Origin of the sequence: Cnuibacter sp. UC19_7, assembly GCF_042699995.1 — a bacterium.
Classification (GTDB): domain Bacteria; phylum Actinomycetota; class Actinomycetes; order Actinomycetales; family Microbacteriaceae; genus Cnuibacter.
This window is the reverse complement of sequence record NZ_CP170560.1, coordinates 2,886,013-2,906,549: the sequence shown is the minus strand read 5'-3', so window position 1 is coordinate 2,906,549 and position 20,537 is coordinate 2,886,013. Positions and strand designations below refer to the sequence as shown.

21 protein-coding genes and 1 pseudogene are annotated in these 20,537 nt (G+C 72.0%); 8 read left to right on the top strand and 14 right to left on the bottom strand.

Annotated features, from left to right (window positions below; translation table 11 throughout):
* Positions 1-228 precede the first annotated feature (228 nt).
* From ACFJGV_RS13870 to ACFJGV_RS13820, 11 genes and pseudogenes are all read right to left on the bottom strand, one after another.
* Positions 229-603, bottom strand: a complete 375-nt coding sequence (locus tag ACFJGV_RS13870; protein ID WP_378148793.1) for an alpha/beta fold hydrolase — start codon at positions 601-603, stop codon at positions 229-231.
* Positions 604-619: 16 nt separating this feature from the next.
* Positions 620-892: pseudogene (locus ACFJGV_RS13865) on the bottom strand (alpha/beta hydrolase); the annotation flags it as partial.
* A gap of 73 nt (positions 893-965) precedes the next feature.
* Positions 966-2,222 carry a kynureninase gene (gene kynU / locus ACFJGV_RS13860; protein ID WP_378144572.1) on the bottom strand — a complete coding sequence of 419 codons (1,257 nt, stop codon included), beginning with the start codon at positions 2,220-2,222 and terminating at the stop codon, positions 966-968.
* The gene (gene kynA, locus ACFJGV_RS13855; RefSeq protein ID WP_378144571.1) at positions 2,219-3,076 is read right to left on the bottom strand and encodes a tryptophan 2,3-dioxygenase; all 858 of its coding nucleotides are present in this window, start codon (positions 3,074-3,076) and stop codon (positions 2,219-2,221) included. Before kynA ends, kynU begins: the two co-directional genes overlap by 4 nt.
* Positions 3,077-3,146: 70 nt before the next feature.
* Complete coding sequence (gap, locus tag ACFJGV_RS13850; RefSeq protein WP_378144570.1) at positions 3,147-4,142, bottom strand: type I glyceraldehyde-3-phosphate dehydrogenase; 996 nt, start codon at positions 4,140-4,142, stop codon at positions 3,147-3,149.
* Positions 4,143-4,238: 96 nt separating this feature from the next.
* Positions 4,239-5,180 (bottom strand): GlxA family transcriptional regulator, encoded by a 942-nt coding sequence (locus ACFJGV_RS13845; protein WP_378148732.1) that lies wholly within the window; start codon positions 5,178-5,180, stop codon positions 4,239-4,241.
* Positions 5,181-5,191: 11 nt separating this feature from the next.
* Positions 5,192-5,521, bottom strand: coding sequence for a DMT family transporter (locus tag ACFJGV_RS13840; RefSeq protein ID WP_378144569.1), 330 nt, complete (start codon positions 5,519-5,521; stop codon positions 5,192-5,194).
* Entirely contained in the window at positions 5,518-5,877 is a 360-nt protein-coding gene (locus ACFJGV_RS13835) for a DMT family transporter (RefSeq protein WP_378144568.1), read from the bottom strand. Before ACFJGV_RS13835 ends, ACFJGV_RS13840 begins: the two co-directional genes overlap by 4 nt.
* 60 nt (positions 5,878-5,937) lie before the next feature.
* Complete coding sequence (locus ACFJGV_RS13830; protein ID WP_378144567.1) at positions 5,938-6,987, bottom strand: biotin/lipoate A/B protein ligase family protein; 1,050 nt, start codon at positions 6,985-6,987, stop codon at positions 5,938-5,940.
* A gap of 145 nt (positions 6,988-7,132) precedes the next feature.
* Entirely contained in the window at positions 7,133-8,215 is a 1,083-nt protein-coding gene (locus ACFJGV_RS13825) for a hypothetical protein (RefSeq protein ID WP_378144566.1), read from the bottom strand.
* A 4-nt stretch (positions 8,216-8,219) separates the two neighbouring features.
* On the bottom strand, positions 8,220-9,476 hold the full coding sequence (locus tag ACFJGV_RS13820) for a sodium:proton exchanger (RefSeq protein WP_378144565.1): 1,257 nt from the start codon (positions 9,474-9,476) through the stop codon (positions 8,220-8,222).
* Positions 9,477-9,853: 377 nt separating this feature from the next.
* On the opposite strand from ACFJGV_RS13820, the gene ACFJGV_RS13815 reads away from it, so the two are divergent.
* Positions 9,854-10,747: an LLM class flavin-dependent oxidoreductase gene (locus ACFJGV_RS13815; protein WP_378144564.1), complete on the top strand. Its 894-nt coding sequence runs from the start codon at positions 9,854-9,856 to the stop codon at positions 10,745-10,747.
* A 36-nt stretch (positions 10,748-10,783) separates the two neighbouring features.
* Here ACFJGV_RS13815 and ACFJGV_RS13810 read toward each other — a convergent pair whose 3' ends face one another.
* Positions 10,784-12,166 (bottom strand): AAA family ATPase, encoded by a 1,383-nt coding sequence (locus ACFJGV_RS13810; protein WP_378144563.1) that lies wholly within the window; start codon positions 12,164-12,166, stop codon positions 10,784-10,786.
* 153 nt (positions 12,167-12,319) lie between these two features.
* Between ACFJGV_RS13810 and ACFJGV_RS13805 the strand changes: the two genes are divergently transcribed.
* On the top strand, positions 12,320-13,078 hold the full coding sequence (locus ACFJGV_RS13805; protein ID WP_378144562.1) for an HAD family hydrolase: 759 nt from the start codon (positions 12,320-12,322) through the stop codon (positions 13,076-13,078).
* Positions 13,075-15,600, top strand: coding sequence for a glycoside hydrolase family 65 protein (locus ACFJGV_RS13800; RefSeq protein ID WP_378144561.1), 2,526 nt, complete (start codon positions 13,075-13,077; stop codon positions 15,598-15,600). Before ACFJGV_RS13805 ends, ACFJGV_RS13800 begins: the two co-directional genes overlap by 4 nt.
* A gap of 61 nt (positions 15,601-15,661) precedes the next feature.
* On the opposite strand, the gene ACFJGV_RS13795 is transcribed toward ACFJGV_RS13800, so the two are convergent.
* Positions 15,662-16,963 (bottom strand): alpha/beta hydrolase, encoded by a 1,302-nt coding sequence (locus ACFJGV_RS13795; RefSeq protein WP_378144560.1) that lies wholly within the window; start codon positions 16,961-16,963, stop codon positions 15,662-15,664.
* Between the two features lie 136 nt (positions 16,964-17,099).
* Between ACFJGV_RS13795 and ACFJGV_RS13790 the strand changes: the two genes are divergently transcribed.
* Entirely contained in the window at positions 17,100-17,258 is a 159-nt protein-coding gene (locus tag ACFJGV_RS13790) for a hypothetical protein (protein WP_378144559.1), read from the top strand.
* A 10-nt stretch (positions 17,259-17,268) separates the two neighbouring features.
* Here the strand turns inward: ACFJGV_RS13790 and ACFJGV_RS13785 are convergent, their stop codons facing one another.
* Complete coding sequence (locus tag ACFJGV_RS13785) at positions 17,269-17,718, bottom strand: hypothetical protein (protein ID WP_378144558.1); 450 nt, start codon at positions 17,716-17,718, stop codon at positions 17,269-17,271.
* Between the two features lie 209 nt (positions 17,719-17,927).
* On the opposite strand from ACFJGV_RS13785, the gene ACFJGV_RS13780 reads away from it, so the two are divergent.
* From ACFJGV_RS13780 to ACFJGV_RS13765, 4 genes are read left to right on the top strand one after another with little or no spacing between them, the layout of a single operon-like run.
* Positions 17,928-18,953 (top strand): intradiol ring-cleavage dioxygenase, encoded by a 1,026-nt coding sequence (locus tag ACFJGV_RS13780; RefSeq protein ID WP_378144557.1) that lies wholly within the window; start codon positions 17,928-17,930, stop codon positions 18,951-18,953.
* 39 nt (positions 18,954-18,992) lie between these two features.
* The gene (gene tatA, locus ACFJGV_RS13775) at positions 18,993-19,292 is read left to right on the top strand and encodes a twin-arginine translocase TatA/TatE family subunit (RefSeq protein ID WP_378144556.1); all 300 of its coding nucleotides are present in this window, start codon (positions 18,993-18,995) and stop codon (positions 19,290-19,292) included.
* A complete protein-coding gene (gene tatC / locus ACFJGV_RS13770; RefSeq protein WP_378144555.1) occupies positions 19,289-20,077 on the top strand; it encodes a twin-arginine translocase subunit TatC in 789 nt (262 codons plus the stop codon). Before tatA ends, tatC begins: the two co-directional genes overlap by 4 nt.
* Positions 20,078-20,122: 45 nt before the next feature.
* Positions 20,123-20,530, top strand: a complete 408-nt coding sequence (locus ACFJGV_RS13765) for a twin-arginine translocase TatA/TatE family subunit (RefSeq protein ID WP_378144554.1) — start codon at positions 20,123-20,125, stop codon at positions 20,528-20,530.
* Positions 20,531-20,537 lie beyond the last annotated feature (7 nt).

Below are 20,537 nucleotides of genomic sequence, written 5' to 3'. Positions count from 1 at the left end.
AGGCCAGGGCTCTTGCGGAATCGCTGTCGACGTGATGCCTATCACCCTCCGCTGGCCGACGCTGGTCACGGAATACGAGCAAGCGCCGCCGTACATCGCGGGCTTGGGCCGATTCTCCTGATGAGCGTCGCGCCCCTGGGGCGCGACCGACAGAGGCGTCGCCTCGACACCGGATTCGGGCGAGCACCGCCCCAGGCGCGGGGCTCTCCAGGATTCGGTGCTGAAGCGTCAGGCGTGCTGAGCGGTAAGCGCCGCCACGACGGCGCCGAAGGCGGCGGAGGTGGGGTCGACGAGGTCGAAGTGGTCGGCGCCCTCGAGCTCGGTGAGCACGGCGCCGGGGTGGGCGCGGGCGTAGGCGCGGCTCTGGCCGATCGGGACGTCGTCGTCGCGGGTGCCGTGCAGGAGGCGCACGCCGCCGGCGGGCGCGGGGGAGCCCGAGAGGGTCGGCCTCCGCGAGCCGGTCGGCGAAGCCGGGGTCGCCGACGCGGAGGAGCTCCCCCACCGCGCCGTTGCTGTACCCAGCGCGGTGGGCCTCGCCCAGGTCGAGCAGCCCGGCCAACGACACCACGGGCGGCCCGCCCGGGCGACCAGCACCCCGCTCACCGGCATGCGCTCGCACCGCGAGGTGCCCGCCCGCCGAATGGCCGGCGACCACGTCGGGCGCCAGCCCTACCGATGTCGCCCACTCGACCGCGGCGCGCACGTCGTCGAGCGCACCCGGCCACCCGCCGCCGTCGTCGCCGACGCGGCGGTACTCCGGCAGCACCACCGTGAGCCCGCGCGAGGCGAGCGCCGCCGCCATCGGACGCAGGTGCGTGCGGTCCCACCGCGCACGCCAGTACCCGCCGTGCACCAGCAGCACGACGCAGCTCGGCGCATCCGCCCGATACACCTCGACGACCTGCGCCGGATGCGACCCGTACGCCGCCGTCGAATCGGGCTCGCGCGCCGTCTGGTCGAGCAGGTCAGGCACGGGCGACGAGCTCGTCGCGCACCGCGGCGACGGCCAGCTCGAGCTCGGCGAAGCTCGTCGACAGCGGCGACAGCCCCAGGCGGATGCCGGTGGGCGGCCGGAAGTCGGGGATCACGCCCCGACGCCACAGCTCGGGCACGATCTCGACGAACGCGGGGTGGTCGACGGTCACGTGTCCTCCGCGCTGCGAAGCGTCCCTCGGCGTCGACAGCGCGACGCCGAGCGGCGCCAGCACCGCGTCGTACAGCTCGACCGCGAACTCCGTCATCGCCACCGACTTCGCACGCACCGCCTCGATGCCGGCCTCCTCGATCAGGTCGAGCATGGCCTGCATCGGCTGCATGCCCACCACCGGCGGGGTGCCGCTGATGAAGCGGCGGATGCCGTCGGCCGGGTCGTACGCCTCGCCCATCCGGAACGAGTCCTTCACCCCCATCCATCCCTGGATCGGCTGCCGCGCGTCGGGGATCAGCTCGTCCCGCACGTAGAGGAACGCCGGGGCGCCCGGTCCACCGTTGAGGTACTTGTACGTGCATCCGACGGCGAGGTCGACACCCCACGCGTCGAGCTCGATCGGCACGACGCCGACCGAGTGGCAGAGGTCCCAGAGCACGAGCGCCCCGTGCGAGTGCACGAGCTCGGTGATGGCCGCGGCGTCGGCGAGGTGGCCCGACCGGTACGCGACGTGACTGAGCACCACCACCGCGGTCTGCGGTCCGAGCACAGCGGCGAGGTCGTCGACGGTGGGGCCGCCGGCCGTGTCGACGTCGATCCAGCGGATGCTCGCCCCGGTCTCGGCGGCGACCCCCTCCACCACGAAGCGGTCTGTGGGGAAGTTGTGCCGGTCGATCACGATCTCGCGGCGGCCGGGCCGCGCCGCGAGCGCCGTGCGCACCAGCTTGTACAGCGAGACCGTCGTCGACTCGCCGACCACCGTCTGGCCGGATGCCGCGCCGAGGCAGGTGGCGCCGATCCGGTCGCCGAGGGTGAGCGGGAGGTCGAACCAGCCCTCGTCCCAATGGCGGATGAGGCGGCCGCCCCAGGCGGTCTCGACCAGCTGCGCCATCCGCTCGGCGACCCCGCGCACCGGGCGGCCGAGGGAGTTGCCGTCGACGTAGGCGAGCACCGAGGGGTCGTCGCTGCCCACGAAGCGGTCGCGATAGCCGGCGAGCGGATCCGCGCGGTCGAGCTCGGCGGCGCGAGCGGCGTGAGCGGAGTCGGTGGACGGGGTGGGGGTGGTGGTGGTCATCGTCGTCCGATCTCGGTGCGTACCGCGAAGAGCTCCGGGAAGAAGGTGAGGTCGAGCGCCTGCTTGAGGAAGCCCACGCCGCTGGATCCGCCGGTACCGGTCTTGAACCCGATGGTGCGCTGCACCGTGCGCAGGTGGCGGAAGCGCCAGGTCTGGAAGTCGTCCTCCAGGTCGACGAGCTCCTCGCAGGCCTCGTACGCAACCCAGTGCGTCTTCTCGTCCTCGTAGATCCCGCGGAAGAGGGGCACGAGCGACTCGGTGTACACGTGCGCGACCGTCACGTCGCGGTCGAGGACCTCGGCAGGCACCGCGTACCCCGCGCGAGCCAGATAGCGGAGGAACTCGTCGTAGAGGCTCGGCGTGTGCAGCAGGCGCTCCAGCTCGCCCCGAGCAGCGGGTTCGCCGTCGAACACGGACAGCATCTTCGCGTTCTTGTTGCCGAGGACGAACTCCACCCCGCGGTATTGCCACGACTGGAACCCGGAGGAGTTGCCGAGGAAGTGCCGGAACTGCGCGTACTCGCTCGGTGTGAGGGTCGCGAGCACCGACCACTGCTCGGTCATCGTCTTCTGGATGTGCTTGACCCGGGCGATCTTCTTCAGCGACCCGGCGAGATCGTCGGCGGCGATCATCCGGCACGCGGCGCTGAGCTCGTGGAGCATCAGCTTCAGCCAGAGCTCGGTGGTCTGGTGCTGGATGATGAACAGCAGCTCGTCGTGGTGCTCGGGGACGCTGACGGGGTTCTGCGCAGCGAGCAGCGTGTCGAGCGAGAGGTACGAGCCGTACGTCATCTTCTCGCGGAGGTCGGTGACGATCCCGTCCTCGAGCTCGCGGGTGTTGTGGTCGATGCCCATCGGTCCATCGTCGTGCATCCGGAGGGCGCTGTCGATCGGAGGCGCGTGGCCGATCGACAGCGCCGCCGGGTCACGCGCCGAGGAGCTCGAGCGTGTCGACCACGCGGTTCGAGAACCCCCACTCGTTGTCGTACCAGGCGACGACCTTCACGTGACGGCCGTCGACGCGGGTGAGTGCCGAGTCGAAGATCGACGAGGCCGGGTTGCCTGTGATGTCGCTCGAGACGAGCGCGTCCTCCGAGTACTCGAGCACGCCCGCGAGCGGACCGGCGGCCGCCTCGCGGTACGCGGCGAGCACGTCCTCGCGGGAGACGTCGCGCGAGACCACGGTGTTGAGCTCGACGATCGAGCCCACGGGGACCGGCACGCGGATCGAGTCGCCCGAGAGGCGCCCGTCGAGCTCGGGCAGCACGTGCCCGATGGCCTTCGCGGCGCCGGTCGACGTGGGCACGATGTTGATCGCGGCGGCGCGGGCACGGCGCGGATCGCGGTGCGGGGCGTCCTGGAGGTTCTGCTCCTGCGTGTAGGCGTGCACGGTGGTCATGAACCCGTGCTCGATGCCCGCGAGCTCGTGCAGCACCCAGGCGAGCGGAGCGAGCGCGTTGGTGGTGCAGGAGGCGTTCGACACGATGCGGTGGTTCTCGGGGTCGTACGCGTCGGTGTTGACGCCGTACGCGAGCGTCACGTCCGCCCCGTCGGAGGGCGCTGACACGAGCACGCGACGGGCACCGGCGTCGAGGTGCGCCCGCGCGGCGGACGCTGCTGTGAAGCGCCCGGTCGACTCGAGCGCGACGTCGATGCCGAGCTCGGCCCAGGGCAGGTCGGCGGGATCACGCTCGGCGAGCACCCGGACGCGGCGCCCGTCGACGACCAGGGTGTCACCGTCGACCTCGACCGGCCGACCGAGGCGGCCCGCGGTGGAGTCGTAGGCGAGCAGCCGCGCGAGCGCAGCCGGTTCGGTGAGGTCGTTGATCGCGACGACCTCGATGTCGGTGTCGCGCTCGAGGAGGGCGCGGAGGACGTTGCGGCCGATGCGGCCGAATCCGTTGATGGCGATGCGAGTCATGACGGCAGTCTCGCGTCGCCGACGCGAACTCGACAGTGGCTCGATCGACAGCATCCGCAAGTTTCGCGCCACATCCGGAAAGAGACGGCGGGCCCGTCAGTCGTCGGGCGTGAAGGTTCGGCGGTAGGCGCCGGGGCTGGTGCCGAGGATGCGTTGGAAGTGCATCCGGAGGTTCGCCGCCGTGCCGAGGCCGACGTCGGCGGCGATCTGCTCGACGCTGCGCTCCGACCGCTCGAGCAGCTCGCGCGCGGCGTCGACCCGCACGCGGAGAAGCCACTGCATGGGGGTGTAGCCGGAGTCGGCGAGGAACTGGCGCGACAGCGTCCGCGGTGACACCGCCGCCTGGCGGGCCAGCGCGGCGAGCGTGAGCGGCTCGTGCAGGTGCGCGATCGCCCACTCGCGGGTCGCTGCGAAGCGCTCACCGAGCTGCTCCGGCACGGTCCGCGGCACGTACTGCGCCTGTCCGCCACTGCGATACGGCGCGGCGACGAGCCGGCGGGCGGCGTGGTTCGACGGGCCGACCCCGAGGTCGCCGCGGATGACGTGCAGGCAGAGGTCGATGCCCGAGGCCGCCCCCGCGCTCGTCAGCACGTCGCCCTCGTCGACGAAGAGCACGTTCTCCTCCACCCTGATGAGCGGATGCGTCCGCTTCAGTGCCGCGGTGTAGTGCCAGTGGGTGGTCGCGCGGCGGCCGTCGAGGAGGCCCGTCGCGGCGAGCGCGAACGCGCCCGTCGAGATGGCGGCGAGGCGCGCGCCCCTCGCGTGGGCCACGGTCAGCGCCTCGAGCACCGCCGCGGGTGGAGGGGTGCGGTCGGGGTGGCGGTATCCGGGCACGAACACGATGCCGGCCCACTCGAGCGCCTCCAGGCCGTGGTCGACGGCGTAGGCGAGCCCGTCGCCGCCGGCGACGACGCCCTTCGCGGCACCGCACACGCGCACCTCGTACGGCATGCTGTCGCGGGTCGTGAACACCTGGGCGGGGATCCCCACGTCGAGCGGCTTCGCCCCCTCGAGCACGAGGACGGCGACGCGGCGCAGCCGGGGACCGGTCAGTGCTCGACCCCCGTCTCGACCAGCAGCACGCCGCCGATGATGAGCGCGACGCCCGCGGCCATCAGCCAGGTGAACGGCTCCTTGAAGAAGACGCGCCCCGCGAGGGCGGTGAGGGCCACACCGGCCGCTGTCCAGATGCCGTACGTCACCCCGAGGGGCACACCCTCGGCGAGGGTGAGCACGAGCATCGCGAACGCGATGGGGTAGCCGATCGCGACCGGGATGATCCAGAGCCTGCTGCCGTGGGTCGCCATCCGAAGCGAGAGGGTGGCGCCGACCTCGGCCAGGATCGCGATGGCGAGGAAGAGGATGCTGAACCCGCTCACGAGGCGGCTCCCGCGTCGGCCTCGCGCCGGCGCTGGGCGCGCTGCGACCCGAGCTCGATCGTGAGCACACCGAGGATGATGAGCGCGATACCGCCGAGCATGGGCAGCGTGAGCGGCTCGCCGAACAGCAGCGCGCTGAACAGCGCGGTGAGCGCCACCCCGCAGGCCCCCCAGATGCCGTAGGCGACGCCGATCGCCATCCCGAGCTTCAGCACACGCGAGAGCAGCGCGAACGCGCCGATGTATCCGATCACGACGGTGACGTACCAGCCCGGTGCGTCGAGCGCGGCCTTGAGCGACAGCGACCCCATCACCTCGAGGCCGATGGTCACGGCGAGCAGCACCCACTTCAGCACGGGCACACCGTACCAGCGACCGGGGTCATCGGTCCGAGCGTCGGCGCATCGACGCCCGGCTCAGGGAACGCGGTTCAGCCAGGCGGGCGTCTCGAACTTGGTGTGGACGAGCTCCTCGGCCGTCGCCCGCTCGTCGGCGGTGATCTCGGACGGCGTCGCACCGTAGAGGCCCGTGAACGTCTGCACGAGCCGGTCGATGATCTCGGCCCGCGTGAGTCCCGTCTGCGACCGCAGCGGATCGACCCGCTTCGCCGCGGACTTCGTGCCCTTGTCGCTCATCTTCTCGCGGCCGATGCGCAGCACCTGCACCATCTTCTCGCCGTCCATGTCGTAGCTCATGGTGGCGTGGTGGAGCACGGCCCCGTTGCCGAGCCGCTTCTGCGCCGCCCCGCCGATCTTGCCCTTCGCCGACGAGATGTCGTTGAGCGGCTGGTAGATCGCCTCGATGCCGAGCGAACGCAGGGCGAGGATCACCCACTCGTCGAGGAACGCATAGGAGTCGGCGAAGCTCATGCCCTGCACCAGCGACGCCGGGGCGTAGAGGGAGTAGGTGATGACGCTGCCCGCATCCATGAACATCGCGCCGCCGCCGGAGATGCGCCGCACGACCTCGAAGCCGTACCGCTCGGCGTTCTCGCGGTCGACCTCGTTCCTCACCGACTGGAAGCTGCCGATGACGACCGCGGGCGCGTCCCACTCCCAGATGCGGAGGGTCGGCTTGCGGCGCCCCTCCCCCACCTCGTTCGTGAGCACCTCGTCGAGGGCGAGCTGCATCTGCGGGCTCTCGGCGCCGCTGTGGATGAGCTGCCAGTCGTAGTCGTTCCAGCTCGACGCCTTCGAGAGCGCGCGCCGGACGGCGACCGCGACCGCCTCGGGCGAGAAGCCGAGCAGCACGGCGCCCTCGGGGAGGGCGCGGCGCACCGCGTCGGCGATGCCCACCGCGTCGGTGTCGACGGCGAGCCCGTTCACGGCCGCGTCGATCAGGGGAAGAGCGTCGTCGGGCTCGAGGAAGAAGTCGCCCGCGAGACGGAAGCCGCTGATGCGACCGTCGACGTCGTCGAGGTCGACGACGACCAGCTTCCCGCCCGGGACCTTGTACTCGCCGTGCATGCCCTCAGCCTAATCGCGCTCGTCGCACGAGCGGATGGCCGTCGAGAGGTCGCCTGAGAGCGGACATGAGGCGATGTACGCGCCGTGCGGGCTGTGACGGTACCTTTCGACGGCCACTCGCGACGACGGTGCGCGGACGCGCCCCTCAGATGAGCGGCGGCGGGTCCGGCGGCGACGCGGGCGGCGGCGGGGTCTGCGACGCAGGCGGCGACGCGGGCGGCGGACCCGGCGGCGCGGGCGGCGGCGGGCTCTGCGGCGCGGAGCCTCCGGACGCCGGCCCCTGGGGCAGGCCCGCCCACGGAGAGGCCGACGGGGGCGTCGCGGGCGGGGGCGGAGCCGCCGCGAACGCCGCGATCCCGTCGCGCCACCCCGCGATCCGCCGCTGGGCGTGGGTGGTGCTGAGCTCGGGCCGCAGCTCCGGATGCTCGTGCCAGTACCGCACGGTGGAGTAGATGAGCCACGCGTGCGACTGGTACCCGGTGAGGTCGTACTCGCGCTCGACGAGGGCCTCGCCCGGATCGGTCGGGTCGGGCGCACCCTCGACGGGGACGAGCACGATGCCGGGCATGAAGTCGCCCGTGTCCTTGTCGACCGCCGACGCCTGCGCCCGCACGGCGGCGATCGACTCCCACGGCCACACGTCGACGCGGTCGTCGAGGAACCAGCGGATGACGCCGTGCCGCCCGACCGAGAGCCCGATGGGGCGGCGCCCGAACGACGCGTGCCGCCAGCGCTGCACGACCGCGATCCATCCCGCGAGCGCCACGACGAGCGCGCCGAGGAGGAGCGGGATGAGGACGATGAGGATCCAGCCGGCGCCCGTCGTCACCGCGACGACGCACAGCCAGCCGAGCGCGACCGAGCAGAACGTCCCGGTGGCGGCGAAGCAGATCGTGAGCCACCGCCCGGGGGGCAGCTCGCGGAAGAAGTGGATCCACGAGTCGGGCGGCCGCACCCGCGCCTTCGTGAGGGTGATCGCGTTGAGCAGCACGGGCATCCCGCGCTCGTCGCCCGCGTGTTCGTACGCGACGCCGACGCCGAGCCCCACGGCGGCGAAGAGCAGCGTGAACAGCAGCCCGAGGCCGATGTCGCCGCGCAGCACGGCCGCCGCGGCGAGCACCGCGAACGCGAGCGCGACGATGGCCCAGAGCACGGCCAGCCACACCCGCACGGGCTTCACCGCGGTGGTGCGCCACTTGTCGGGCAACGCGTAGGGCGGCATCGTCACCGGCTCAGTCCATCACGGATGCGGAGGGCACCGCATCCGCATGATCCTCCGCCACCTCCCGCCGCCGGAACGGGGCGGCGAGGGTGGGCAGGATGTCGCGCCGGCGCATCACGAGCACGACGACGGCGAGCAGGGCCTGCGCTGCCGAGAGCACGTATCGGCCCGTCGTGTCGGTGACGACGAACTGCAGCGCGAAGACCGCGGCGAGCGCGAACGCCCACCAACGGTGGAAGCGCAGGGCGATGATGATCGCCACGCCCAGCAGCGTCTGCGTGGCGGTGAGCACGAACTCCTCGACCTGGCGCGCGTCGAGCGGCAGGTCGGTCCCGCCGCCGCCGAGCAGGTGCGCGATGGGCAGCGACCCCACGAGCAGGCTCCACTGGTTGATCTTGCTGGCGATCAGCGTGCCGATGGCGGCGGCCCCCATCCCCCGCAGCGCGAACAGCACGGCCACGATGAACTCCGGCGCCTCCGACGCGAGCGGCGCGAGCCACTGCACGAGGAAGTAGCTGTCGATCCCGAGCGACGACCCGGACGCCACGAGCGCCTCGGCGAAGGGCTCGGCGCAGGCGAGGATGATCGCCGCCGCGATCGCGAACAGCGCCACCAGGGTGACACGCCGGGCGCGCGTGGGCATCTCGGCGATGGACTTCGCCGGGCCCACGAACTCCTCCGGCGCGTCGTCGTGCGCTTGGCCCGCCCGCCAGAGGTAGAGCGCGAACCCGAGGATGAGCAGGGCGCCGAACCAGACCGGGATGTGACCGAGGATCGGGATGGCGAAGGCGACCACCGCGAGGAGGGCGAGGAAGCCGACGTCGATCCGCGTCGACCGCGGCAGCGCGAGGGCGGAGACGCGGGCGGGATCGCGCCGCGCGAGCCCGCGGTTCGCCACGACGAGCGCGACGATCACGACGAGCGGCCAGCCGAAGCCGAGCAGCAGCCGGTTCGACCCCGTCATGTTGGCGGCGGCGAACTGCTCGTAGGCGGCGTCGGATCCGGATCGGAACGCGTAGTAGAGATCGACCGCGTACTCCGGCAGCACGGCGATGAGGGCGAGGATCGCGATCGCGAGGGCGCCCGAGATGTCCTTCTGGGCGGCCTCGGCGGCCCAGGCGAGCAGGAAGCTCGCGGCGACGACCGCGGCGCCGAACACCACCAGGTCGAGCACGGGGTTCAGCGCGAACCCCGTCACGCGGAACACGATGGCGGGGGCCGCGATCGTGAGGCAGAGGATGATGCGGCGTACGAGGGAGGCGGGCACGGTGACTCTCCGGTCGGTCGGGGCCGGAGGCATGACGGGGCTCCGGCCTGGCTGGGCCGAAGGTCTCGCTCGCTCCGCCTGCCGCGCTCGAGGCACTCCGTGCACTCGAGGCGCTTCCGCGGGAGCCCACGACGCCGGGCGGATCGTCATGATCGCCAGTGTGTCGACGTCGCCACGTGCATCCGCGGGTGCCGGATGCACGGAGCTACTCCCCTTCGCTGCCTCCACCGTGCCCAGCGCGCCCTGCGGCGATCAAGCCGAGCCCGCCGACTCTGAGGTTTTCGGCCCCCCTCACCCGCGATCCCGCGGAGCCCTGGCGCGCGGTGTCAGCTTTTCGGACCCCCGAAGCGCGCCTCGACCCGGGCAGACTGGAGGGCATGAGCGGCACAGCACTCCGGGTGGGGGTCGTGATCCTGCCCCAGACCCCCTGGCCCGAAGCGGCGCGGCGGTGGGTCCTCGCTGAGGAGCTCGGGTTCGATCACGCGTGGACGTACGACCATCTCTCCTGGCGGTCGCTCGCCGGAGAGCCGTGGGGCGCCACCATCCCCACGCTGACGGCGGCGGCGCTGGCGACCTCGCGCATCCGGCTCGGGACGTTCGTGGCGTCGCCGAACTTCCGGCATCCGGTCCCGTTCGCGAAGGAGATCGCGACCGTCGACGAGATCGCGGGCGGGCGGATGCTCCTGGGCCTCGGGCCGGGTGGCACCGGCTTCGACTCCGTGGTGCTGGGCCAGCCCGAGCTGACGCCGCGGCAGCGGCACGACCGCTTCGCCGAGTTCGTCGTGGGGCTCGACCGCCTGCTGCGCTTCGAGCCGGAGGGGTCGGGCGGCATCGACGTCGAGGGCGAGTGGTTCACGGCGCGCCAGGCGCGCATGGTGGGCTCCCCGGCGCAGACACCGCGGATGCCGTTCGCGATCGCGGCGAACGGCCCCAAGGGCCTCGACCTCGTCGCCCGCCACGGCGACGGCTGGATCACGACCGGCCCGCCGGACGCGGAGGGCGACGAGTGGTGGAGCCGCGTCGCCGTGCTGTCGCGGACGCTCTCCGAGAAGCTCGAGGCGGCCGGGCGCGCACCCGACGAGTTCCCGCGCTACCTCTCGCTCGACTCAGGCGACAGGTACAGCCTCTCGAGCGTGAGCGCCTTCGAGGCGGCCGCGGATCGCGCGAGCGCGGCCGGGTTCACCGACGTCGTCGTGCACTGGCCCCGGCAGGACGGCATCTACGCCGGCTCGGAGGACGTCGTGCACGAGATCGCTGCCGCCAGGCGCTAAGCCTGACAGACGCCGAGCACCAGACGAGAGCCGCACCTACTCGCCCGAGCTGGACGTCCCCAGCAGTCGCCGGGTGACCGCGGCCGACGACGTGAGCAGCGCCTGCAGCGCCCGGTCGAGGTCGTCGTCCGCGACGGCACGCCCCTCGTCGGCGGCGGCGAGCACGGCGCTGCGCACGAGCTCCTTCGCGAACGACCCCGTGGTCCCCTGCGACCGGTCGGCCGCGGCGGCGAGCGCCTCGGTGGACAACGGCAGCCCCGACGCGTACCGGGCGAACAGCCGCCGCCGCGAGTCGTCGTCCGGCAGCGGGATCTCGACAGCGAGGTCCACCCGACCGGGCCGCTCCGCGAGCGCCCGTTCGAGGGTCTCGATGCGGTTCGTCGACATGAGGAACGCGATGTCGGAGTCGCCGTCGAGACCGTCGAGGGCGTCGAGCACCGAGAACAGCAGCGGCTGGGGTCCGTGGAGGTCGCGCTCGCTCGCGATGAGGTCGATGTCCTCCAGCACGACGATCGCGGGCTGCATCGCCCGCGCCACCTCGACCGCCTCGGTGATGAAGCGGATGGAGGCGCCGCTCAGGAGGATCGCCGTCGTCCCCGGCGTGCGCGTCAGCAGGTGCCGGATCGTCAGCGTCTTGCCCGTACCGGGAGGCCCGTAGAGCAGCACACCCCGCTTGAGGTGCTGTCCCGACGAACGGAGTCGCTCCCGGTGCTCGCCGATCCCGACGACGTGGCGGGCGATCCGGTCGAGCACGCCGGGCGCGAGCACGACGTCGTCGGCCGCGACCTGCGGACGGGGCAGGAAAGTCGCGCCGGCCGAACCGTGACCGAACTCGCTCGGAGTGAAGGAGAGGACCTGCCCGCGCAGCACCGAGAGCTCGAGCATCCGTCGGGAGAACTCGGCGAGGAACGACTCGACGACGTCGTCGTCGGCCGCCATCACCTCGATGCCTGCACTCTGGCGGCCGCGCTCCGGCTTGGCCGCGCGCTGGAGCACCGCCACCGGGGTCCCCTCGTGGTGAAGGAGGAACAGGGCCCACGCGGCGACGCGACGGGTGGAGTCGGGTCCGTCGGCCAGGGAGACGTAGTCGACCGGGGCGACGGCGATCGCCGCATAGCGGTTGCCCGCCATCAGCTCGGCCATCCCGTGCTGGTCGCGCAGCCCGTTGCCGGAGGAGGCGCCGAGGGGGGCGATGCCCTGCTCCTCGGCGAACGAGGACATCGCGACGTCGGCGTCGACGAGACGGTGGGGTGGGAACGTGCGGGCCACCACGGGCGTCTGCGCGACGGCTCGTCCGAGGTGCTGCTCGACGAGGTCACCGAGCTCCGAGTTGCCGTCCGTGGGCCCACCGCCGCTGTGCACGACCTTCTCCAGGAACTCGCGGAAGGTCTCCACGAAGCGCCTCTCGTCCTCGGTCATCCCGCATCCCCTCGACGCTCGCGGGCGGCTCGGACGCCGCCGACTCCTCCGCCCACCCTACGGGCACGTTCCGGGGAGCGCGCGGTTGCGATTACGCTGGGCGTCGAGGCGGGCAGCGTCGACCGACCGTGCCCGAACCGGATGAGGAGAACCATGCCCGCCCCGAACCTGAACGACGCCCTGCAGGGCTCCCGCCTGAAGGCGTTCCTCTTCGACCTCGACGGCGTGCTCACGCCCACTGTCGACCTCCACAAGGAGGCCTGGCGCCGGCTGTTCACGGAGGAGTTCGCGAAGCACGACGTCGCGCCCTACGAGGGTGAGGCCGACTACGTGGCGCACGTCGACGGCAAGCCCCGGTTCGACGGCGTGCGCGACATGCTCGCCGCCCGCGGGATCACCCTGCCCGAGGGCGAGCCGACCGATCCGCCCACCGCCGACACCGTGATGGGCCTCGGCAACCGCAAGAACGAGATGTTCGAGCGGGCTCTCGCCGAGCAGGGCATCGCCGCGTACCCCGGATCGCTGGAGCTGCTCGACGTGCTGCGCGGCACGCACTTCGAGGCGGCCGTCGTGTCGAGCTCGCGCAACGCCGTCCCGGTGCTGGAGGTGGCGCGGATCCGCGACCGCTTCGACGTCGTCGTCGACGGCGTGGTCGCCGCCGCCGAGGGTCTGCCCGGCAAGCCCGCGCCCGACACCTACCGCGTCGCCGCCGAGCGCCTGGGCCTCGACCCGTCGCAGTGCGTCGTGGTGGAGGACGCCCTCTCGGGCGTGCAGGCCGGTCGTGCGGGCGACTTCGGGCTCGTGATCGGCGTCGACCGCGGGGCCGGTGCCGACGAGCTCATCGCCGCCGGCGCCGACGTGGTCATCGACGACCTCTCCGAACTCGTTCCCGCCACGGAGGGCGCAGCATGAACCCGATCACGTCCGATCCGCTCGACCGCTACCACTTCCCCATCGACGAGTGGGGCCTCACCGAGAGCGACTTCGACCGCGCGCTGCAGGGCCGCACCGAGACGCTGTTCGCCGTGGGCAACGGCTACCTCGGCATGCGCGGCAATCCCGAGGAGGGGCTAGGCGGTCACCAGAACGGCACCTTCGTCAACGGATTCCACGACACCTGGACCATCCGTCACGCCGAGGAGGCGTTCGGATTCGCGCGGGTCGGCCAGACGATCGTCAACGTCCCCGACACCAAGCTGATCAAGCTCTACGTCGACGACGAGCCGTTCGACGTCTCGAGCGCCGACATCGTCGCCTACGTCCGCCGCCTCGACTTCCGCACCGGCGTGCTCTGGCGGGAGGTGGAGTGGCGCACCCCGTCGGGCAAGCGCGTGCTCGTGCGCTCGCGCCGACTGACCTCGTTCACCGATCGCCACGTCGCGGTCGTCGACTACTCGGTCACGATGCTCGACGCGGATGCGTCGGTGCTGATCTCGAGCCAGATCCTCAACCGGCAGGACTGGAAGGACGAGTACGCCGCCGCGGCGCACGCGGAGAACACGATGGACGACCCGCGCAAGGCCGCGTCGTTCACCGATCGCGTCCTCCTGCCGCGCTTCAAGCGCGCCGAGGGCTCGCGTTACCTCCTCGGATACCGTGCCTCCAACTCCGGCATGACCCTCGCCGTCGGCGCCGACCACCGTCTCGAGACCGGCAACGAGTGGACCGAGTCCGGCCAGATCGACGACGACCTCGCCAAGCACGTCTACAGCGTGCAGGCGAAGGCGGGCGAGCCCATCCGCCTCATCAAGACCATCGCGTACCACACGTCCAACGGCGTGCCCACGCGCGAGCTGGCCGACCGCTGCGACCGCACGCTCGACCGCATCGAGTCGGCGCCCATCGAGGAGGTGTTCGAGCGCCAGGCCCGCTGGCTCGACGACTTCTGGTCGCGCTCCGACGTCGAGATCCCCTGCGAGCCGAGCATCCAGCAGGCGGTGCGCTGGAACCTGTTCCAGCTCGCGCAGTCCACCGCCCGCACCGACGGCGGCGGCATCGCCGCGAAGGGCGTGTCGGGCTCCGGCTACGGCGGCCACTACTTCTGGGACACCGAGATCTACGTGCTCCCGTTCCTCACCTACACGTCGCCGCAGGTCGCCAGGAACGCGCTGCGCTTCCGCCAGGCCATGCTCCCGGCCGCCCGCGAGCGCGCTGCCGAGCTCAACCAGCGCGGCGCGCTGTTCCCCTGGCGCACCATCAACGGCCTCGAGTCGAGCGCCTACTATGCCGCCGGAACCGCGCAGTACCACATCGACGCCGACATCTCCCACGCGCTGTCGCAGTACGTGTCGGCGACGGGCGACGAGGACTTCCTCATTAACGGCGAGGCCATCGACATCCTGGTCGAGACCGCGCGCATGTGGGCCGACCTCGGGTTCTGGCGCAGCAACGGCAAGCAGTCGTTCCACATCCATGGCGTCACGGGGCCCGACGAGTACACCACCGTCGTCAACGACAACCTCTTCACCAACGTGATGGCGCGGGCCAACCTCCGCGCGGCCGTGCGGCGCACCCGCGCGCTGCAGGTGTCCGACCCGGTGTCGTACGAGCGGATGCTCGCCAGGCTCGCCCTCACCGAGGACGAGATCGTTGAGTGGGCGGCTGCCGCCGAGGCGATGCACATCCTCTACGACGACGAGCTCGGCATCCACCCCCAGGACTCACAGTTCCTCGAGAAGGAGCTCTGGGACCTCGAGAACACGCCCGCGAACAAGCGGCCGCTGCTTCTGCACTTCCACCCGCTGGTCATCTACCGCTTCCAGGTGATCAAGCAGGCGGATGTGGTGCTGGCGCTGCTGCTGCAGGGCGACGAGTTCACCGAGGAGGAGAAGCGCCGCGACTTCGAGTACTACGACGCCCTCACCACGGGCGACTCGACCCTCTCGGCGTCGACCCAGGCGATCGTGGCCGCAGAGGTCGGATACCGCGAACTCGCTCTCGGGTACTTCCGCGCGGCCCTCTACGTCGACCTCGGCGACCTCCACAACAACACCGCCGACGGCCTCCACGTGGCGTCGATGGGCGGCGTGTGGAGCGCGCTCGTGTTCGGCTTCGGCGGGATGCGCGACTACCTCGGCACCTTCACGTTCGATCCGCGCCTGCCCGAAGAGTGGGAGGCGCTCGCGTTCCACGTCACCATCCGCGGTTCGCTGATCCGGGTCGACCTGCGCCAGGACTCGATCACCTTCACGGTGGAGGACGGGCTCGGCGCGGAGCTGTACGTCCGCGGCCGACGTGTCGACGTCACCACGGAGAGCCCGTCGCGCGTGACGCTGCGCGACGAGGTGCCCACTCTCGAGGGTGCGCCGACGACGAGCGACATCGAGGGCACGATCCGCGCCGACGGTTCGGTGATCACCGCGTCGATGCCCACGATCACCACCGAGATCCCGATCGTCGCCTCGCAGAACGGCGACCCCGCGATCCCCGACTGAACCAGATCCGACGCCCGCCGCCCGCGCCGACGGGCGTCGGGCGGCGGGCGGCGGGCATCCGTCAGGACGGTGGCGCCAAGCCCAGGTGCGGGTAGAGGATCTCGAACCCCTTCGTGAGCCCGTTGGTGAGCGCATCCGCCCCGTGGCCGGTGTCGGGCAGCGTGAAGTCCTGGCTGGTCCAGCCCGCCGCGAGCGCCGCCGCGTTCATGTCGGCGGCCTGCGAGACGTACCCCGGATCCTGGTCGCCCGCGGTGAACACCGCCCAGGTGTCGGGGTACTGGTAGGCGCCGGACTGCAGGATCGAGATCGGCTTGGTCTTCTCGAAGGCGGCCTTGTCGCCGCCGAAGAGCGAGTCGATGACACCCTGGGGGTTCTCGGAGCCCGGGTAGATCTCGCCCGAGGCGGAGATCAGGTTGCCCCAGATCTCGGGATGCTCGGCCGCATACTTGAACGCGCATCCGCCGCCGTTGGAGTAGCCCGCCACGATCCACTGCGACGGATCCTTCGCGACCTGCAGGTTCTCCTTCGCCCAGTCGACGACGTCCTTCGTGATGTACGTCTCGGCGCCGCCGAACTGCGTGGAGTCGATGCAGACGGGATCCTGGCTGGGGTCGCCGATCTGGTCGGCGATGACGGCGATCGGGGCGAGGCCCTGGTGCGCGGCCGCGTACTGGTCGAGCACGTCGGCGATGTACTGCACGTCGGGATTGCCGGGCTGGCCCATCATGAGGATGACGAGCGGCAGGGGCGGCGGATCGGCCACGAGGGCCGCCGGCGGGCGGTAGATGCCCGCCTCGCGCGCGACGAACTTCGACTGCGTGTTGGGGATCGAGACGGTCTCGCGCTTGCCGACGGCCGGCATGTCGGCGGGCGGCGTCCACTGCTCGTACAGCGGCTTCGACTCGTCGTACGAGGTCGTCGGCTTGGGCTTGGGCAGGTCGGCGGGGTTGCTCGGGACGACGCCGAAGAACGACCCCACGGTGGCGTTGAGGCCGTAACCGAGGTTGATGCCGAGGAACGTGGTGGCGAGGAGGACGACGATGGCGATCGCGGCGATGACCTTGCGCCACCATCGCGATCCGATCAGGTTGACGATCGCGAGGCCGACGGCGGCGAGGCCGCACGCCGCCCAGATGATGACGAACGGCTCGAGCGACCGGCCGATGGCCCCGGTCGCGTTGATCACGACCACCGCCACGAGGGCGACGCACGCGCCGCCGAGGATGCCCACGAGGGCGAGGAGCACCCGCCTCAGCGTGGGTCGGCGCGCCAGAAGGTAGACCACCAGAGCCGCGCTCAGCAGGAACGCGGTCCACAGCAGCACCGGGTTGAAGAGGCCGATGCCCATGAACCAGTCGTACACGCGGGCCTCCCCCGATCAGGCTGCGATCCTATCGGCGCACGATGCCCCTCCTCGACCCCCCGTGTGTGCCAGTGCTCACCGTGCGTCGCCCAGGGCCGGGAGCGAGCGGCTGCTCGGGAGCAGTACGCTCGACGGCATGAAGGACGAGCGCAGCACCCCCGATACGCCGACCGACTCCGACCCCACGGTCGACTCGTTCGACGAGGTCGACTCGTTCGACGTCGAGCTCGAGAAGCGCGTCCACGAGTTCATCGCCGACGCGCGACCCACCGACGGTCCCGCTCCGGCGGGCTGAGTCGGCGGGGTCACTCCGCGGCGCGCGCGCTCCGCAGCCGCTCGAGGTTCGGCAGCGGGCAGAACGCGCCGACCTGCGGATAGTCGAGGGTGACGCCGACGACACCGCGCTCACCGAGCGACAGGGCCCAGTCGAGCGCCTGCGGAAGCGGCACCGAGAACATCGGGGCGCTCGCGTCGGGGGCGATGAGTCCGCCGGCGAGCGCCCCGGCTCGGGCTCTCTCGGGCGTGCTGTAGATGCACAGCACGTGGCCCTGCTCGGCGGCGATGGCGTAGGGCCGGGGGCTGCCGGGCTCGCCTCGGTCGACGAGCACCCACTGGTCGAGCCGCGTCACGGCCTGCCAGAGCCTGATCTCGTGGTCGATGCTCCCCGGGTCGGCGCGGCAGGCGGCGTTCAGCCGGTCGAGCTCGGCGACCACCCCGCTGTCGTCGTATGCGCCCTGGTCGGTCGGCAGTGTCATCGCGGTTCCCCTTCGCCGTGTGTCGTCGATCCACGACCACGCTATCCCGGCCACCCCGGCCCGGCACGGGAGCGGATCAGGGCCCGAGGCGTCATCGGAAGCTCATAGCTCCTCATAAGCGGGACAGGGACGACGCAGGGCGGGCCCATGGCGTGGACACCGAGTGTGGTGACCGTCGTCATCCCCGGCGACCTGACGAGAGGTCCCCCATGAAGCGCATCCCGGATCCCGAACCGACACCCGACGGACCGGCGTACCAGGGGCGCCTGCTCGACCACGCCGACGAACCGGTGGTCGATCAGGGCGCCGCCTTCGACATCCGCACCCTCATCAGCCGCCGCGGCGTGCTGAGCCTCGTCGGGCTCGGCGTGGGCGCGGTCGCCCTGGCCGCGTGCACGTCCACCGCGACGGGCAGCGGCTCGTCGAGCGGGAGCAGTGGAACGGCCGCGGGGACCGCGACCCCGTCGACGACGCCCGCCGGCGGCAGCGCGACCGCGCTCCCGGCGGGCGAGATCCCCGACGAGACCGCCGGCCCCTACCCGGGCGACGGATCGAACGGGCCCGACGTCCTCGAGCAGTCGGGCATCGTGCGGAGCGACATCCGGTCGAGCCTCGACGGCGGCGCCACCGCGGCGGGGGTGCCGATGGTCCTCACGCTCATCCTCACCGACATGGCGAACGGCGACGCGCCCTTCGAGGGCGTCGCCGTGTACGTCTGGCACTGCGACGCGCAGGGGCGCTACTCGATGTACTCCGAGGAGATCGAGGACGAGACGTACCTGCGGGGCGTGCAGGTGGCGGATGCGAACGGGCAGGTCACCTTCACCTCCGTGTTCCCCGCCTGCTACTCGGGTCGGTGGCCGCACATCCACTTCGAGGTCTACCCGGACGTCGGCTCGATCACCGACTCCGCGAACGCGATCGCGACGTCGCAGGTGGCCCTGCCGCAGAGCACCTGCGAGGACGTCTACGCCCTGTCGGACTACTCCGGCTCGGCGTCGAACCTGGCGCAGGTCAGCCTCGCCGACGACAACGTCTTCGGCGACGACGGCGGGGCGCTCGAGCTCGCCACCGTCTCCGGCGACAGCAGCGCGGGGTACCTCGTGTCGCTCGCCGTCCGCGTCGACACCACGACCACCCCCACCGCCGGTTCCGCCCCCTCCGGCGGCATGGGCGGCGGATCCGGCCCCTCCGGCTCCGGCCCGTCCGGCGGTGGCACCCCGCCCCAGCGCTGACGCGCCCTCCCCTCCTCACCGCGACAGAAAGGACCCCTCATGGGCTTCTTCCAGAACCTCACCGGATGGCATGCGCTCATCCTGCTCGCCATCGTGCTGCTGCTCTTCGGCGCCGCCAAGCTGCCCGCGCTCGCCCGCAGCGCGGGACAGTCGATGCGCATCTTCCGCTCCGAGATCAAGGATCCGGACACCGCCAACACCGCCCCCTCATCCCCCGCCGAGTCCGTGCCTGCGCCGTCCCCCGGGTCCGTGCCCGCCGCCGCCGCGACAGTGCCCGTGCCCGACCACCCCTCCGGGCGCGAGGTCGTCGCGCTGGCCGAGCGCAGCGCATCCTCATGACCACCGCCACCGCCCCGACCGCGGCCGCTGCACCGCCGAGAGCGCGCAGCGCCCGGCGCATGCCGCTCGGGTCGCACCTCCGCGAGGCGCGACGGCGGCTGCTCGTCGCGGCGATCGCGGTCGCGGCCGGGGTGGTGGCGGGGTGGTTCCTGGCGGACGGGGTGCTCGACGTGCTGCGCGCGCCCATCACGGCCCTGGCCGACTCGCGCGAGGCGAGCCTCAACTACGACAGCGTGGGCGGCGCGTTCGAGCTGCGGATGCGCGTCGCGCTCCTCACCGGCGTCGTGCTCGCGGCCCCGGCCTGGCTGCATCAGGTCTTCGCCTTCGTGCTGCCCGGGCTCACCCGCCGCGAGCGCCGATACTCCGTCGGCTTCACCCTCGCCGCGCTGCCGCTCTTCCTGGCCGGATGCGCTACCGGCCTCGCCGTCTTCCCCCACATGGTCGAGCTGCTGGCCGGCTTCGCGCCCGACGACGACACGAGCATCCTGCAGGCCTCCGACTACGTCGACTTCGTCCTGAAGCTCGTCGTCGCCGTGGGGGTGGCCTTCGTCCTGCCCGTGTTCGTGGTGCTGCTGAACCTCGCCGGGGTGCTGCCCGCGGCCCGCCTCCGGGCCGGATGGCGCTGGATCGTGCTCGCCATCGTGCTCTTCAGCGCCCTGGCGACCCCCGCCGCCGACGTCGTGTCGATGCTGCTGCTCGCCGTGCCCATGACCGGCCTCTTCGCTGCGGCCGCGGTGATCGCCCACCTGCACGACCGGGCCCTCGCGCGCCGAGCCGCGATCTGAGCCCGCCCATCCTGCCTGATCCGCCCATCCTGAAGGGAGCTCGCCGTGCTCGGACTCAGTCTCGAGAAGCTCATCGTCTTCGCCGTGATCGCCGCCCTGGTGATCGGCCCCCAGCGCCTCCCCCAGTACGCGCAGCGCCTGGGCGCGCTCGTGCGCACCCTGCGCGACCTCCTCGACACCACCCGCGAGCGCACGAGGGCCGAGCTCGGCGCCGACCTCTCCGCGGGGGAGTGGCGCCGCCTCGACCCTCGCCGCTACGACCCTCGCGCGATCGTCCGCGACGCGCTCGCCGCCGACCCCGCGACCCCCGCGTCAGCGTCCCCCGCCCCGCCCACGGTGTCCGCTCCTCCCGCCGAACCCGCAGCCGCACCCGCCGCACCCGCGCCCGCAACGCCCCAGCGTCGGCGCCCGCGCTACGACAGCGCAGGGCGCGTGATCCGCACCCCGGCGTGAGGGGCGG